Source organism: Burkholderia sp. 10_S31, from assembly GCF_056930375.1.
This window is the reverse complement of sequence record NZ_JBXOWK010000003.1, coordinates 1,375,493-1,390,510: the sequence shown is the minus strand read 5'-3', so window position 1 is coordinate 1,390,510 and position 15,018 is coordinate 1,375,493. Positions and strand designations below refer to the sequence as shown.

Below are 15,018 nucleotides of genomic sequence, written 5' to 3'. Positions count from 1 at the left end.
CATCACGCTGCGTGCTTCAGCGTGTCCGACGCATAGCCGCCCGGTGCACGATATACCGGCGCTGCGGCACTCCTCACCTCGGCCGCTTTCGATTGCGCATGCTTGCGCATCCGCGTGGACAGTTCGTTGCACAGATTCGCGCCTGCGTCGCCATACAGCTCGCGCATCACCTGCATCAACGTGCCGGTCTCGTGCCAGACCTTGAAGCGGCGATGGCATGTCTGGTACGAAGGGTAACGACGCGGCATCGCAGACCACGTCGCACCGCTATAGATGACCCAGAGTACGCCGTTCAGGACCGCGCGGGTGTTGGCCAACGGTCGGCCGCGCAACTCGGTGCGCGGCTGCATTTCAGGCAGAAGCGGCACGACGCAGTGCCACTCGTGGTTTGTCAGATCGCGATACGGTGTCATGGACATCTCCAGCCTTAGGAACCATGACACAACGATATCGGCTGGCCTCAACGATGAATATAAGACATGTCCGAAAATACCCGGAGATCGCCAGAATTTGACCGGAATTGACGGTTGGAGCCCGCCACCTGCCGAAGACCGCGATCAGGTCAACGAAGTATCGACGATGCGGCGCGGCGTTTCGAGATACTCCTTTGACTGCATCTCGACGATCCGCGATACCGTGCGTGCGAACTCGTTCGCCATCGGCCCTTCGACGTACAACTGCTCCGCCGGCACCGCCGCGGACATCAGCAGCTTGACCTTGTGGTCGTACAGCACGTCGATGAGCCAGGTGAAGCGCCGCGCCTCGGACGCCATGCGCGGCGACATCTGCGGCACTTCGGACAGCACGATCGCGTGAAAACGGCTGGCCAGCTCGAGATAGTCGTTCTGCGAACGCGGGCCGCCGCACAACGTCGCGAAATCGAACCAAACGACCCCGTCGGCCTTGCGCAACGCCTTCAGCTCGCGCTTCTCGATATGCAGGATCGGGCTTTCGTCCGGCACCGCGGCGAGCTTCGCGAATGCATGACGCAGTTCGCGATCGGCATCCGCACCGAGCGGCGTGTGATACATCTGCACCTGCGCGAGCGTGCGCTGGCGATAGTCAACGCCCGCGTCGACGTTCAGCACGTCGAGCTTTTGCTTGATCAGCGCGATCGCCGGCAGCATGCGGTCGCGATGCAGGCCATCGGGATACAGATCGTCGGGATCGTAATTGGACGTCATCACGAACTGCACGCCGTTGTTGAACAGGCGGTCGAGTAGCCGGTACAGGATCATCGCGTCCGCGATGTCCGACACGTGGAATTCGTCGAAACAGATCAGCCGGTAGCGCTTCGCTATGCGTCGCGCGAGTTCGTCGAGCGGATCGGCCTGCCCTTTCAGTTCCTCGAGTTCGCGGTGCACTTCGCGCATGAATTCGTGGAAGTGCAGGCGCGTCTTTCGCTGCACGGGCACCACCGCGTAGAAGCTGTCCATCAGGAAGCTCTTGCCGCGGCCGACGCCGCCCCACATGTAGACGCCGCGCGGCAGGTCCGGATGATTGATGAGCTTCTTGAACGCGTTCGAGCGGCGCGCCTTGTAGTCGACCCACTCGTCGAAGCAGTGCTGCAGGCGATCGACGGCCACGCGCTGGGCGGGATCGGACTGATAGCCGCGCGTGGTCAATTCGCGCGTGTAGTATTCGGTGACGTTCATCGGGCAAACCGGAAAAAACGAAGGCGAGCGGGAAACCCCCGCCCGCCTTCGTCATGAGACGGCTGCGCCGGCCGACGGCCGGCCGGCACTATACCGCGCTCAGCTGTTCAGCGAGCGCTTGTCGACGGCGAGCGCCGCTTCGCGCATCACTTCCGACATCGACGGGTGCGGGTGGCAGATACGGGCGATGTCTTCCGACGCCGCCTTGAACTCCATCGCCACTACGGCTTCCGCGATCAGGTCCGACGCATTCGCCGCGATCACGTGCACGCCGAGCAGTTCGTCGGTCTTCGCGTCGGCGATCATCTTCACGAAACCGTCCGGTGCGTTCATGCCGAGCGCGCGACCGTTGATCGAGAACGGGAACTTGCCCGACTTGATCTCGCGGCCTTCGGCCTTCAGTTGCTGCTCCGTCTTGCCGACCCATGCGATTTCCGGGTACGTGTAGATCACCCACGGAATGCAGTTGTAGTCGATGTGCGGCTTCTGGCCGTCGATCACTTCCGCGACCAGCACGCCTTCGTCTTCCGCCTTGTGCGCGAGCATCGGGCCGCGCACCACGTCGCCGATCGCGTAGACGTTCGGCACTGCGGTACGGCAGTGGTCGTCCACGTCGATGAAGCCACGCTCGTTCGCCTTCAGGCCGATTGCCTCGAGGCCGAGGTTGTCGGTGTTCGGCACGCGGCCGACCGACACGATCAGGCGGTCGGCATCGAGCGTCTGCGCGTTGCCGTCCTTGTCCGTGTAAGCGATCGACACGCCGTTCGCGGTCGTCTTCACGTCACCGATCTTCACGCCGAGATGAATGTCGAGGCCCTGCTTCTTGAACAGCTTGGCCGCTTCCTTCGCGAGCGCTTCGTCGGCTGCGCCGAGGAACGCCGGCAGCGCTTCGAGCACCGTCACTTCGGCACCCAGGCGACGCCACACAGAGCCGAGCTCGAGGCCGATCACGCCTGCGCCGATTACGGCGAGCTTCTTCGGCACCGAGTCGAACGTCAGCGCACCTTCGTTGTCCGACACGATCTTGTTGTCGACCGGGATGTTCGGCAGGTGACGCGCCTTCGAGCCCGTCGCGATGATCACGTTCTTCGCGGTGACGACTTCGGCTTCACCCTCGCCGCTCACTTCGATCTGCACGCCGGCGTCGGTCTTGCCGGTGAACTTGCCGTGGCCCTTCAGCCAGGTGATCTTGTTCTTCTTGAACAGGAACTCGATACCGCTCGTCATCTTCTCGACGATCGCGTCCTTGCGGCCGAGCATCTTCGCGACGTCGATCTTCACGCCGTCAACCGTGATGCCATGGTCGGCCAGGTGGTGCGACGTATTCTCGAACTCTTCCGACGACGCGAGCAGCGCCTTCGACGGGATGCAGCCGACGTTCAGGCAGGTGCCGCCGAGCTTCAGCGCGCCGGCCGGGTTCTTCCACTTCTCGATACAGGCAACGGTCTTGCCGAGCTGCGCGGCGCGAATCGCGGCGATGTAGCCGCCGGGGCCGGCGCCGATCACGACGACGTCAAATTCCTTGGACATGACAATCCTTTCTACTTGTACACCCGCACGCTCGCGCGTAGACGCGAGCGTGCCGAGCGGATCAATGCGGTGAGACTTGGCTTACAGGTCGAGCAGCAGGCGTGCCGGATCTTCCAGCGCATCCTTCATCGCGACGAGCGACAGGACTGCTTCGCGGCCGTCGATGATCCGGTGGTCGTACGACAGTGCCAGGTAGTTGATCGGACGGATCACGATCTGGCCGTTCTCGACAACCGGGCGCTCCTTCGTCGCGTGCACGCCGAGGATGGCCGACTGCGGCGGGTTGATGATCGGGGTCGACAGCATCGAGCCGAACACGCCGCCGTTCGAGATCGAGAACGTACCGCCCGTCATTTCCTCGATCGACAGCTTGCCGTCCTTCGCCTTCTGGCCGAATTCGGCGATCTTCTTCTCGATCTCGGCGAGGCTCAGCTGGTCCGCATTGCGCAGGATCGGCACGACCAGGCCGCGCGGCGAACCGACCGCGATACCGATGTCGAAGTAGCCGTGATAGACGATGTCGTTACCGTCGATCGACGCGTTCACGAGCGGGAACTTCTTCAGCGCGTGCACGGCCGCCTTCACGAAGAACGACATGAAGCCCAGCTTCACGCCATGTTCCTTCTCGAACTTGTCCTTGTACTTGTTACGCAGTTCCATGACCGGAGCCATGTTCACTTCGTTGAACGTCGTCAGGATCGCGTTGGTTTGCTGCGATTCGAGCAGACGCTCGGCGATACGCGCACGCAGGCGCGACATCGGCACGCGCTGTTCCGGACGGTCGTTCAGCCACGTCGCTGCCGACGCCGGCACCTTCACTTCCGGCAGCGCCGGCTTCGCAGCGGCGGTTTTCGCCGGTGCGGCGGCCGGAGCGGCCTTCGGTGCGCTGCCTGCGGCCAGCGCATCGCCCTTCGTGACGCGGCCGTCGCGGCCCGAACCTGCGACGTCGCCTGCCGACAGGCCCTTCTCGGCCAGCAGCTTGGCTGCGGCCGGCGATGCGGTTGCCGACGATGCGACTGCGGCAACCGGCTGTGCTGCCGGTGCGGCTGCAGCAGGCGCTGCCGCCGGCTTCACTTCGGCGGCGCCTGCCGCTGCTTCGGCAGCACCGGCCTTCGCTTCGGTGTCGATCGTCGCGATGATCTGGTCGGCGACCACGGTGTCACCGTCGTTCTGCAGCACTTGCGCAAGCACGCCCGCAGCCGGTGCCGGCACTTCGAGCACGACCTTGTCGGTCTCGAGTTCGATCAGGATTTCGTCTTGAGCGACTGCTTCGCCCGGCTTCTTCTTCCACTGCAGCATGGTGGCTTCCGAAACCGACTCCGAAAGCTGGGGGACTTTGACTTCTACGATAGCCATGTGATTTTCCTGGATGCTTAATCTGGGTAATGACGAGGTTCGTGCGACTCCTTCGGCCAGTGCGGCGCGCAACGCGCCCGGCGGGCCAAAAGAGACGGGAAAGCGCCACGCGCCTTCCCGTTTCGCTTCCGTCGGTTATTTCGCGATCGATGCGCTCTTCAAGCGGCCGAAAGCACCTTCGATGAGGGCCTTCTGCTGCTCGTAGTGCTTCGCGTAGTAGCCAACCGCCGGCGAGGCCGAAGCCGGACGGCCGCTGTATGCCAGCTTCTGCCCTTCCTTCATGCCTTCCTTCAGATGGTGCTCGACGTAGAACCAGGGGCCCTGGTTCTGCGGCTCGTCCTGCACCCAGACCACTTCAGTCGCGTTCTCGTACTTCTTCATTTCGGCTTCGAACTGCTTGTGCGCGAACGGATACAGCTGCTCGATACGGATGATCGCGACGTCGTTCGCCTTCGCTTCGCGGCGATGTGCGACGAGGTCGTAATACACGCGGCCCGAGCACGCCAGCACGCGCTTGACTTTCTTCGCGTCGATGCCGCCGTCGGTTTCGCCCAGCACCGGCTGGAACGAACCCTTCGCGAGTTCCGACAGGTCCGACACCGCTTCCTTGTGGCGCAGCAACGACTTCGGCGTTGCGACGATCAGCGGCTTGCGGAACAGACGGATCATCTGGCGACGCAGCAGGTGGAAGATCTGCGCCGGCGTCGTCGGCTGAACGACCTGCATGTTGTGATCGGCACACAGTTGCAGGAAACGCTCGATACGGGTCGACGAGTGTTCCGGACCCTGGCCTTCGTAGCCGTGCGGCAGCAGCATCGTGAGGCCCGACACTCGGCCCCACTTCACTTCGCCCGACGAGATGAACTGGTCGATCACGACCTGCGCGCCGTTCACGAAGTCGCCGAACTGAGCTTCCCACAGCACGAGCGTGTTCGGCTCGGCGGTCGAGTAACCGTATTCGAAGCCCAGCACCGCTTCTTCCGACAGCACCGAGTCGATCACCGTGAACTTCGCCTGACCTTCGGCGATGTTCTGCAGCGGCACGTACGTACCGTCGTTCCAGCGCTCGCGGTTCTGGTCGTGCAGCACCGCGTGACGGTGCGTGAACGTGCCGCGGCCCGAGTCCTGGCCCGTCAGGCGCACCGAGTAGCCCGACGCGACGAGCGACGCGAATGCGAGGTGTTCGCCCATGCCCCAGTCGAGCGGCTGGTCGCCGCGCGCCATGTTGCGGCGGTCGTTGATCACGCGCTCGACGAGCGGGTGAACCTTGAAGTTTTCCGGAACCGTCGTGATGCGTTCGCCAAGGCGCTTCAATTCGGCGAGCGGCACGGCCGTGTCGGCTGCATCCGTCCACTTACGGTTCAGGAACGGAACCCAGTCGACCGCGTACTTGCTCTTGTAGTTCGACAGGACCGGATCAACGGTGTGGTGACCGTCGTCCATCGCCTTGCGGTACGCCTTCACGTAGTTGTCGGCGTCTTCCGCGGTGATCACGCCCTGCTGCACGAGCTTCTCTGCGTACAGCGCACGGGTGCCCGGGTGCTGCGCGATCTTCTTGTACATCAGCGGCTGCGTGACGGCCGGCGTGTCCTGCTCGTTGTGACCCAGCTTGCGGAAGCAGACGATGTCGATCACGACATCCTTGTGGAACTGCATCCGGTAGTCGATCGCGATCTGGATCGCGAGCACGACGGCTTCCGGATCGTCGCCGTTCACGTGCAGCACCGGCGCTTCGATCATCTTGACCACGTCGGTACAGTACAGCGTCGAGCGCGCGTCGCGCGGGTCGGACGTCGTGAAGCCGATCTGGTTGTTGATGACGATGTGCAGCGTGCCGTGCGTGCCGTAACCGCGCGTCTGCGCGAGGTTCAGCGTTTCCATCACGACGCCCTGGCCGGCGAAGGCCGCGTCGCCGTGGATCTGCACCGGCAGCACCTGCAGGCCGTCTTCGTCACCGCGACGGTCCATCCGCGCCTTCGCGGAACCTTCGACCACCGGGTTCACGATTTCGAGGTGCGACGGGTTGAACGCGAGCGACAGGTGAACCGGGCCGCCTTCCGTCGACACGTCCGACGAGAAGCCCTTGTGGTACTTCACGTCACCGGCCGGCAGGTCGTCGACGTGCTTGCCTTCGAATTCGGCGAACAGGTCGGCCGGCATCTTGCCCAGCGTGTTGACCAGCACGTTCAGACGGCCACGGTGGGCCATGCCGATGATGATTTCCTGCACGCCGCGCTTGCCCGAGTGCTGGACGACTTCGTCCATCGCCGCGATGAAGCTTTCGCCGCCTTCGAGCGAGAAGCGCTTCTGGCCAACGTACTTGGTGTGCAGATAGCGCTCGAGGCCTTCAGCGGCCGTCAGGCGATTCAGGATGTGCTTCTTCTCGTTTGCCGAGAAGTTCGGCGTCGCGCGGATCGACTCCAGGCGCTCCTGCCACCAGCGCTTCTGTTCCGGGTCGCTGATGTACATGTATTCGGCACCGATCGTGCCGCAGTACGTGTCGCGCAGACCCTTGACGATGTCACGCAGCGAAGCCTGGTCGAAACCGAAGTACAGGTTGCTTGCGCTGTACGTCTGGTCGAGGTCGCCTTCGGAGAAATCGTAGAACGCGGGTTCGAGCTCGGGAATGGCGGGACGTTCGCGACGCTTCAGCGGATCCAGATTGGCCCATTGCGAGCCGAGGAAGCGATAGGCGCTGATGAGGGACTGGACGTGCACTTGCTTGCGTGCCGCAGCCAGATTGCTGGTGCTTTCGCGCGGGATGAAGGCATTGGCCTTCGCACGCTCGGCGAACGATTCGACGATCGGGAAATGGGCGACGTCATTGGCATTCGAACCGTCCGTTGCAGGCACGTTCTGCAGCGCGTCGAAATACTCTCGCCAGTTCTCCGGCACGGATGCCGGATTGTTGAGGTATGCATCGTACAGTTCTTCAACGTACGAAGCATTGCCGCCGAACAGATAGGAGTTCAGCTGAAACTGCTTCATTACATCTGACATTTTACGCTCACCTTTCTTCGAGCTTCTCGAGAAATAGCGGGTTACTCAACCTTCCGCGACACGGCCTGACCGTTTAGCGGATTGCGAATCAAGTCTTGCTTGGAAGGACCTAAAACTTGCGTGCGCGCAGCATATCACAGAACCGTTACCGGAGTTCACGACGAAATGTGCCTGAAAGCACCACGCGACGGGGTTTTGCCGGATTGCCACGACCCGCGGGAACAGTGTTTTGCAGACAGTCCGATTGCACATCGCGCAGATGCAAAAAAGGCTGCCCGCAGGCAGCCTTTTCCGTGATGCAGCGAACGGTCGAAACGCTTAGTCGACCGCGCCTTCGCGGCTCGCGCGGCGACGCTCGTGCTCCTTCAGGAAGCGCTTGCGCAGGCGGATCGACTGCGGCGTCACTTCGACGAGCTCGTCGTCGTCGATGAATTCGACCGCGTACTCGAGCGACATCTGGACCGGCGGCACGAGACGCACGGCTTCGTCGGTACCCGACGCACGCACGTTGGTCAGCTGCTTGCCCTTGATCGGGTTCACGACGAGGTCGTTATCACGGCTGTGGATGCCGATGATCATGCCCTCATAGAGCGCATCACCCGGCTTCACGAACATGCGGCCGCGATCCTGCAGCTTCCACAGTGCGTAGGCCACGGCAGCGCCGTCGTCCTGCGAAATCAGCACGCCGTTGCGACGCTCGAAGACCGAGCCGTCCTTGACCGGCGCGTACGAATCGAAGATGTGGCTCATCAGGCCCGTGCCGCGCGTGAGCGTCAGGAATTCGCTCTGGAAGCCGATCAAGCCACGCGCCGAGATCTTGTACTCGAGACGCGTGCGGCCGCGGCCGTCCGACGCCATGTCGAGCATTTCGCCCTTGCGGCGGCCGAGCTCTTCCATCACGCCGCCCTGGTGCTCGTCCTCGACGTCGACGGTCAGCAGTTCGTACGGCTCGTGCCGCGCGCCGTCGATTTCCTGCATCACGACGCGCGGACGCGACACGGCCAGCTCATAGCCTTCGCGGCGCATGTTCTCGACGAGAATCGTCAGGTGCAGTTCGCCGCGGCCCGATACTTCGAACACCGTTTCGTCGCCCGTGTCCTTCACGCGCAGCGCGACGTTGTGGTTCAGTTCCTTCATCAGGCGGTCGCGGATCTGGCGGCTCGTCACGAACTTGCCTTCGCGGCCGGCGAGCGGCGACGAGTTGACGAGGAAGTTCATCGTCAGCGTCGGCTCGTCGACGGTGATCATCGGCAGCGCTTCCGGCGTATCGACCGCGCAGATCGTCGCGCCGATGCCGACGTCTTCAATACCGTTGATCAGCACGATGTCACCGGCTTCGGCCGACTCGACCTGCACGCGCTCGAGGCCCTTGAACGACAGCACCTGGTTGATCTTGCGGTTCAGCACGTCGCCTTCCGGGCCGAAGCGCATCACGACCGGCTGACCCGGCTTGATGCGGCCACGCGTGATGCGGCCGACGCCGATCCGGCCGACATACGTCGAAAAGTCGAGCGACGTGATCTGGAGCTGCAGTGGCGCTTCCGGATCGGCCGGGCGAACCGGCACGTGCGCGAGGATCGCCTCGAACAGCGGGCGCATGTCGCCTTCGCGAGCGGCCGGGTCGAGCGACGCGTAGCCGTTCAGGCCCGACGCGTAGACGATCGGGAAGTCGAGCTGCTCTTCGGTCGCGCCGAGCTTGTCGAACAGGTCGAAGGTCTGGTTGATGACCCAGTCGATCCGCGCGCCCGGACGGTCGATCTTGTTGACGACGACGATCGGCTTCAGGCCGAGCGCGAGCGCCTTCTTCGTGACGAAGCGCGTCTGCGGCATCGGGCCTTCGACGGCGTCGACGAGCAGCAGCACCGAGTCGACCATCGACAGCACGCGCTCGACCTCGCCACCGAAGTCCGCGTGCCCCGGCGTGTCGACGATGTTGATGTGCGTGCCTTCGTATTCGACCGCGCAGTTCTTCGCGAGAATCGTGATCCCGCGCTCTTTTTCGATGTCGTTCGAGTCCATCACGCGTTCGGCAATCTGCTGGTTCTCGCGGAAGGTGCCGGACTGGCGGAGCAGTTGGTCGACGAGCGTGGTCTTGCCGTGGTCGACGTGAGCGATGATGGCGATGTTGCGAAGGGCGCGGGTCATAGAAACCTGGAAATCGTTGAACGCGCAAACGCGCACGCTCGTTCGACACGTGCGCGCGCGTTGCAGCTTGGAAACCACGAATTATAGCACGTGCGAATGTCGAGAGCCGGACTGCCCGCTGCAACGCAACAAACAGCGCCCCCCGCCCCTTCCCTTGCGCGCTGAATCGATCCCTCAAAGCTGCCGCCAATCGACCGAAAACCCTTACCGCGACAAGGGAATTCCGGCCCACGGAGCGCGCCCTCGCCCGTTCGATTAACATTTGCCGAGGCAAGCAATTGTGCCTATACTGCTGCCTAGTCAACTATTGCAGCTTCAGGGTTTTATGCCGGATTCTCCTTCTCAATCGCCTGTTTCGCCACTGTCCTCGTATCAGATGAACGACAGCGTCGGTTATCTGATGTCACGCGTGAAGTCCGTGATGACCAACCTCGTCACGCAACGCACGCAGGAAGAGCTCGGCATCACGGGCACGCAGGCGAGCATGCTGTTCATGATCGCGGTCGGCAAGTGCTCGACGGCCGCCGAACTCGCGCGGGAATACGGGATCGACGCAAGCGCGGTCACGCGCCTGCTCGATCGCGTCGAGAAGCGCGGCCTGCTGTCCCGCGTGCGCAGCATCGAGGATCGGCGGGTCGTGCGCCTCGAGCTGACCGACGAAGGCCGTGCGCTTGCCGAGCGACTGCCGCCGGTGTTCCGCAGCGTGCTCGACGAGTTGCTGGACGGGTTTACGCCGGAAGAAGTCGGGTTCCTGAAGAGCATGCTGCGCCGCATTCTCAGCAACTATTGCGAGACCGCGGGCAGTAGCATCATGTAATAGTTGCCATAACAATTACTTTTGACAGATTAGTGTAAGGAAATCCTTGCAGTGTCCATCATTCATTCCGAGTCAGGGAACAGCGCGATGAAATCCTCCCCGTTGTTCGTGCGCGCCGGGTCGTGCCGCGCCGCCGTCGCCGCCGCGGTTGCCGCGCTGGCACTGGCGGGCTGCGCAAACTACATCGGCATCAAAAGCGACAAGCAGATCGCTCCCGCGTCGCAATTCGAAACCGCCCAGAGCCTGCCGGCCCAGGGCGGCCAGTGGCCGGCGCTCGACTGGGCAAACCAGTTCGGGGATCCGCAGCTGCCGAAGCTGATCGACGAGGCGCTCCAGGGCAACCCGTCGATCGCGCAGGCGCAGGCGCGCATCGCGAAGGCGTCGTCGTACATCGAATCGTCGCGCTCGAACCTGATGCCGAAGGCCGAAGCCAGCTACTCGTGGACGCGTGAGCTGTATTCGTCGAACGCGCTGTTCCCGCCCCCGTACGGCGGACAGTGGTACAGCGAGAACAACGCGCTCGCGAGCGCGTCATGGGATCTCGATCTGTGGGGCAAGAACCGCGAGCGCCTGCACACGGCCGTGTCGCAGGAAAAGGCCGCCGAAGCCGACATGCAGCAGGCGCGCATCACGCTCGCGTCGTCGGTCGCACGCACCTACAACTCGCTCGCGCAACTGTATGCGCTGCGCGACATCGCGCAGCGCGAGATCACCAATCGCCAGACGGTCGGCAAGATCACCGACGGCCGCGTATCCGCCGGCCTCGACACCAATGTTGAACGCCAGACTGCGCGCGGCAATATCGCGACGACCCAGGCGTCGCTGTCCGACCTCGACGGCCAGATCACGACCGTGCGTTACCAGCTCGCCGCGCTGCTCGGCAAGGGTCCGGACCGCGGGCTGCAGATCGCCGCGCCGGTGATGAACCCGACCGGCGAAGTCGCACTGCCCGGCAACCTGCCGGCCGACCTCGTGTCGCGCCGCCCCGACATCGTCGCCGCACGCTGGCAGGTCGAGGCCGCGATGCACGACGTGAAGGAAGCGAAGGCCGAGTTTTTCCCGGACGTGAACCTCGCCGCCGGCTTCGGCTTCGATGCGTTCGGCTGGGGCAAATTCCTGAATTTCGCGAGCCGCCAGGCGCAGTTCGGCCCGGCCATCCACCTGCCTATCTTCGATGCCGGCGCGTTGCGCGCGCAGCTCAAGGGCCGCTACGCCGACTTCGACCTGTCGGTCGCGAACTACAACCAGACGCTGATCGGCGCGCTGAACGACGTCGCGACGCAGGTCGCGTCGATTCGCGCGGTCGATCGCCAGATGGACGATGCGCAGCGTGCGCTCGATGCGTCGACGCGTGCGTACGACCTCGCCGTGATCCGCTACAAGGCCGGCCTGTCGCCGCAGCTCCAGGTGCTGACCGCGGACAGCAACCGCCTCGCATCGGAACAGACGGTGACCAACCTGAAGATGCGCCGGCGCGACATGCAGCTCGCGTTGATCAAGGCGCTCGGCGGCGGGTTCGACGCGACCGGCACGCGGCTCGCCGCACCGGACGCCGACAAGCAGACAAAACAGGCCGCCAACTGATCCGGCGCCACCACTACGCAGATACTCGAAATAACGGACGGAGAAAATCGCCATGAGCGACCCTCAACAAAACGCCGCCAGCGCACAGCCGCAGAACAACGGGAAGCGCAAACGGATGATGACGCTGCTGATCGCGGTCATCGTGATCGCGGCCATCGCGTACGGCCTGTACTACTTCCTCGTCGCGCGCTTCCATGAAGAGACCGACGACGCGTACGTGAACGGCAACGTCGTGCAGATCACGCCGCAGGTCACGGGTACGGTGATCGCCGTGAAGGCCGACGATACGCAGACGGTCAAGGCCGGCGATCCGCTGGTCGTGCTCGACCCGGCCGACTCGCAGGTCGCGTTGCAGCAGGCCGAGGCCAACCTCGCGCAGACGGTGCGCCAGGTACGCGGCCTGTTCGTCAACGACGACCAGTACCGCGCACAAGTGGCGCTGCGTCAGTCCGACCTGTCGAAGGCGCAGGACGACCTGCGCCGCCGGATGGCCGTCGCGCAGACGGGCGCCGTGTCGCAGGAAGAAATCTCCCACGCGCGCGACGCGGTGCGCGCCGCCCAGGCGTCGGTCGACGCAGCGCAACAGCAGCTCGCATCGAACCGCGCGCTGACCACGAACACGACGATCGCGTCGCACCCGAACGTGATGGCTGCTGCCGCGAAGGTTCGTGACGCGTACCTCGCGAACGCACGCAACGTGCTGCCGGCGCCGGTCACCGGCTATGTCGCGAAGCGCTCGGTGCAGGTCGGCCAGCGCGTGTCGCCGGGCAATCCGCTGATGTCGGTCGTGCCGCTGAACGCAGTGTGGGTCGACGCGAACTTCAAGGAAGTCCAACTCAAGCACATGCGCATCGGCCAGCCGGTCGAACTGACGGCCGACATCTACGGCTCGTCGGCCGTCTACCACGGCAAGGTCGTCGGCTTCTCGGCCGGCACGGGCTCGGCATTCTCGCTGCTGCCGGCGCAAAACGCGACGGGCAACTGGATCAAGGTCGTGCAGCGCCTGCCGGTGCGTATCGAGATCGATCCGAAGGACCTCCAGAAGCATCCGCTGCGCATCGGCCTGTCGATGCAGGTCGACGTCGACATCAAGGACGAGCGCGGCGATCAGCTCGCCAATGCGCAGAACACCGTCTACGAGACCAACGTGTTCGCGAAGTACGGCGACGAAGCCGACGCGGAGATCGCGCGCATCATCGCCGAGAACGCCGGCGGCAATGCGCCGGCACCGGCCGCGGCGAAGTCGAACGGCGTCGCCAAGATGATGTAACGGCTACGATTCCGGAAAAACTACCGACATGGCACAGGCTCCTGTCTCCCACCCGCCCCTGCAGGGCGGGCAACTCGTGCTCGGGACGATCGCGGTATCGCTCGCGGTGTTCATGAACGTGCTCGACACGTCCATCGCGAACGTCGCGATCCCGACCATCTCGGGCGACCTTGGCGTGTCGTCCGACCAGGGTACGTGGGTCATCACGTCGTTCGCGGTCGCGAACGCGATCTCCGTGCCGCTGACGGGCTGGCTGACCGACCGCTTCGGACAGGTTCGCCTGTTCCTCGCATCGATCATCCTGTTCGTCATCTCGTCGTGGATGTGCGGGCTGGCGCCGAGCCTGCCGTTCCTGCTCGCGTCGCGCGTGCTCCAGGGCGCGGTCGCGGGGCCGATGATTCCGCTGTCGCAATCGCTGCTGCTGTCGAGCTACCCGCGCGCGAAGGCGCCGATGGCGCTCGCGCTATGGTCGATGACGACGCTGATCGCACCGGTCGCGGGCCCGATCCTCGGCGGCTGGATCTCGGACAACTATTCGTGGCCGTGGATCTTCTACGTGAACATCCCGGTCGGCATCGCTGCCGCGCTGGCCACGTGGTCGATCTATCGCACGCGCGAATCGACGGTGCGACGCGCGCCGATCGACGGTGTCGGCCTCGCGTTGCTGGTGCTGTGGGTCGGCTCGCTGCAGATCATGCTCGACAAAGGCAAGGATCTCGACTGGTTCGCGTCGACGACGATCATCGCGCTCGCGCTGATCGCGGTCATCTCGTTCGCGTTTTTCGTGATCTGGGAGCTGACCGCCGAGCACCCGGTCGTCGACCTGTCGCTGTTCCGCATGCGCAACTTCACGGGCGGCACGATCGCGCTCGCGATCGGCTACGGGCTCTACTTCGGCAACCTCGTGCTCCTGCCACTGTGGCTGCAAACCCAGATCGGCTACACGGCAACCGATGCAGGCCTCGTGATGGCGCCCGTCGGACTGTTCGCGATCCTGCTGTCTCCGCTCACCGGCAAGTTCCTGCCGCGCACGGATCCGCGCTATATCGCGACCGCCGCGTTCCTGACGTTCGCACTGTGCTTCTGGATGCGCTCGCGCTACACGACCGGTGTCGACGAGTGGTCGCTGACGTTGCCGACGCTCGTGCAAGGCATCGCGATGGCCGGCTTCTTCATCCCGCTCGTGTCGATCACGCTGTCCGGCCTGCCCGGCCACCGCATTCCCGCGGCATCGGGCCTGTCGAACTTCGTGCGGATCATGTGCGGCGGTATCGGCACGTCGATCTTCCAGACCGCGTGGGATCACCGGAACAATTTCCACCACGCGCAACTGGTCGAGCAGACCAACCCGTACAACCCGACGTTCAACCAGGCCGTCACGCAGATGGGCAACCTGGGGCTGACGCAGGACCAGGCGCACGGCCTCATCAACAACATGGCCACGCAGCAGGCGGCTCAACTCGGCGTGAACGATCTGTTCTACATCTCGGCGGCGATCTTCGTGCTGCTGATCGGATTGATCTGGATCACGAAGCCCGAACGCGCGGGCGGCGGCGATGCGGGTGCGGCGGCGTCAGCTGCGCACTGAGCACCACGCTCGAACGAGCGCGCCAAACAAAAAGCCCGGTCGATTTCGACCGGGCTTTTTTCGTTCCGACGAC

At 63.9% G+C, this 15,018-nt stretch carries 10 protein-coding genes; 4 read left to right on the top strand and 6 right to left on the bottom strand.

The window, feature by feature from the left end:
• Nucleotides 1-2 precede the first annotated feature (2 nt).
• The 6 genes from AC1Z3W_RS26485 to typA all read right to left on the bottom strand — a co-directional run bounded on the left by AC1Z3W_RS26485 (nucleotide 3) and on the right by typA (nucleotide 9,686).
• The gene (locus AC1Z3W_RS26485; RefSeq protein ID WP_057924325.1) at nucleotides 3-413 is read right to left on the bottom strand and encodes a transposase; all 411 of its coding nucleotides are present in this window, start codon (nucleotides 411-413) and stop codon (nucleotides 3-5) included.
• Between the two features lie 144 nt (nucleotides 414-557).
• Complete coding sequence (gene zapE, locus AC1Z3W_RS26480) at nucleotides 558-1,655, bottom strand: cell division protein ZapE (RefSeq protein WP_057924324.1); 1,098 nt, start codon at nucleotides 1,653-1,655, stop codon at nucleotides 558-560.
• A gap of 99 nt (nucleotides 1,656-1,754) precedes the next feature.
• Nucleotides 1,755-3,185 carry a dihydrolipoyl dehydrogenase gene (gene lpdA, locus AC1Z3W_RS26475; RefSeq protein WP_057924323.1) on the bottom strand — a complete coding sequence of 477 codons (1,431 nt, stop codon included), beginning with the start codon at nucleotides 3,183-3,185 and terminating at the stop codon, nucleotides 1,755-1,757.
• Nucleotides 3,186-3,266: 81 nt separating this feature from the next.
• Entirely contained in the window at nucleotides 3,267-4,541 is a 1,275-nt protein-coding gene (gene odhB, locus AC1Z3W_RS26470; protein WP_057924322.1) for a 2-oxoglutarate dehydrogenase complex dihydrolipoyllysine-residue succinyltransferase, read from the bottom strand.
• Between the two features lie 135 nt (nucleotides 4,542-4,676).
• Nucleotides 4,677-7,541, bottom strand: a complete 2,865-nt coding sequence (locus AC1Z3W_RS26465) for a 2-oxoglutarate dehydrogenase E1 component (RefSeq protein WP_057924321.1) — start codon at nucleotides 7,539-7,541, stop codon at nucleotides 4,677-4,679.
• Nucleotides 7,542-7,859: 318 nt separating this feature from the next.
• Entirely contained in the window at nucleotides 7,860-9,686 is a 1,827-nt protein-coding gene (gene typA, locus AC1Z3W_RS26460; RefSeq protein ID WP_057924320.1) for a translational GTPase TypA, read from the bottom strand.
• A 325-nt stretch (nucleotides 9,687-10,011) separates the two neighbouring features.
• Between typA and AC1Z3W_RS26455 the strand changes: the two genes are divergently transcribed.
• The 4 genes from AC1Z3W_RS26455 (at nucleotide 10,012) to AC1Z3W_RS26440 (ending at nucleotide 14,945) form a co-directional block, all read left to right on the top strand.
• On the top strand, nucleotides 10,012-10,503 hold the full coding sequence (locus AC1Z3W_RS26455; RefSeq protein ID WP_483508780.1) for a MarR family winged helix-turn-helix transcriptional regulator: 492 nt from the start codon (nucleotides 10,012-10,014) through the stop codon (nucleotides 10,501-10,503).
• Nucleotides 10,504-10,590: 87 nt separating this feature from the next.
• Nucleotides 10,591-12,087, top strand: coding sequence for an efflux transporter outer membrane subunit (locus AC1Z3W_RS26450; protein ID WP_057924318.1), 1,497 nt, complete (start codon nucleotides 10,591-10,593; stop codon nucleotides 12,085-12,087).
• Between the two features lie 52 nt (nucleotides 12,088-12,139).
• The gene (locus AC1Z3W_RS26445) at nucleotides 12,140-13,357 is read left to right on the top strand and encodes an HlyD/EmrA/EmrK family protein (protein WP_057924317.1); all 1,218 of its coding nucleotides are present in this window, start codon (nucleotides 12,140-12,142) and stop codon (nucleotides 13,355-13,357) included.
• Nucleotides 13,358-13,385: 28 nt separating this feature from the next.
• Nucleotides 13,386-14,945 carry a DHA2 family efflux MFS transporter permease subunit gene (locus tag AC1Z3W_RS26440; RefSeq protein WP_483508779.1) on the top strand — a complete coding sequence of 520 codons (1,560 nt, stop codon included), beginning with the start codon at nucleotides 13,386-13,388 and terminating at the stop codon, nucleotides 14,943-14,945.
• Nucleotides 14,946-15,018 lie beyond the last annotated feature (73 nt).

Bases quoted from the DNA above. Each gene is read 5' to 3' on its own strand.
- AC1Z3W_RS26485 (WP_057924325.1), bottom strand. From the start codon at position 413: ATGACACCGTATCGCGATCTGACAAACCACGAGTGGCACTGCGTCGTG.
- zapE (WP_057924324.1), bottom strand. From the start codon at position 1,655: ATGAACGTCACCGAATACTACACGCGCGAATTGACCACGCGCGGCTAT.
- lpdA (WP_057924323.1), bottom strand. From the start codon at position 3,185: ATGTCCAAGGAATTTGACGTCGTCGTGATCGGCGCCGGCCCCGGCGGC.
- odhB (WP_057924322.1), bottom strand. From the start codon at position 4,541: ATGGCTATCGTAGAAGTCAAAGTCCCCCAGCTTTCGGAGTCGGTTTCG.
- AC1Z3W_RS26465 (WP_057924321.1), bottom strand. From the start codon at position 7,541: ATGTCAGATGTAATGAAGCAGTTTCAGCTGAACTCCTATCTGTTCGGC.
- typA (WP_057924320.1), bottom strand. From the start codon at position 9,686: ATGACCCGCGCCCTTCGCAACATCGCCATCATCGCTCACGTCGACCAC.
- AC1Z3W_RS26455 (WP_483508780.1), top strand. From the start codon at position 10,012: ATGCCGGATTCTCCTTCTCAATCGCCTGTTTCGCCACTGTCCTCGTAT.
- AC1Z3W_RS26450 (WP_057924318.1), top strand. From the start codon at position 10,591: ATGAAATCCTCCCCGTTGTTCGTGCGCGCCGGGTCGTGCCGCGCCGCC.
- AC1Z3W_RS26445 (WP_057924317.1), top strand. From the start codon at position 12,140: ATGAGCGACCCTCAACAAAACGCCGCCAGCGCACAGCCGCAGAACAAC.
- AC1Z3W_RS26440 (WP_483508779.1), top strand. From the start codon at position 13,386: ATGGCACAGGCTCCTGTCTCCCACCCGCCCCTGCAGGGCGGGCAACTC.